The organism is Streptomyces hazeniae, from assembly GCF_031845485.1.
In the GTDB taxonomy this organism is placed as follows: domain Bacteria; phylum Actinomycetota; class Actinomycetes; order Streptomycetales; family Streptomycetaceae; genus Streptomyces; species Streptomyces hazeniae.
Genome location: NZ_JAVREQ010000181.1, coordinates 1 through 453 on the forward strand (window position 1 = coordinate 1; position 453 = coordinate 453).

1 protein-coding gene is annotated in these 453 nt (G+C 68.2%); it reads right to left on the reverse strand.

The features are described from left to right. The coding region (locus RM572_RS29215) for an ABC transporter permease (protein ID WP_394813734.1) at positions 1-453 on the reverse strand (453 nt) is incomplete at both ends.

The following is a 453-nucleotide window of genomic DNA, read 5'->3' on the forward strand; positions in this document are numbered from 1 at the left end:
TTTGACGGCCAACACCTGCCCCCGGATCATCCGCGCATAGCCGGCGGCCGAGCCGATCGCCACCGCCACGATCTGAGTCGCCGCGCCCGGGCCGAGCATTGCGATGAACAGCAACGCGACCAGCATGCCCGGCAGCGCCAGCACGACCTCCAGGAACCGGCTGATCGCACCATCGGTGAACCGTCCGCCCAGCCCCGAAGCGAGGCCGAACACGATGGCGACGCTCAGCGCCAGTGCGGTCGCCCCCACGCCGATCGCGAGTGAACTCTGGGCGCCGTAGACAACGCGGGTGTAGATGTCACGCCCGGAGGCGTCGGTGCCGAACCAGTGCTCCCATGACGGAACCTGCAGCGGCGCTTCGATATCGGTGTCGTACGGCGACTCATCGGTGAACAGCGACGGCACGGCGGCCCAGGCCAGCATCAATCCGAGGTAGAGACCGGCGACCCACAC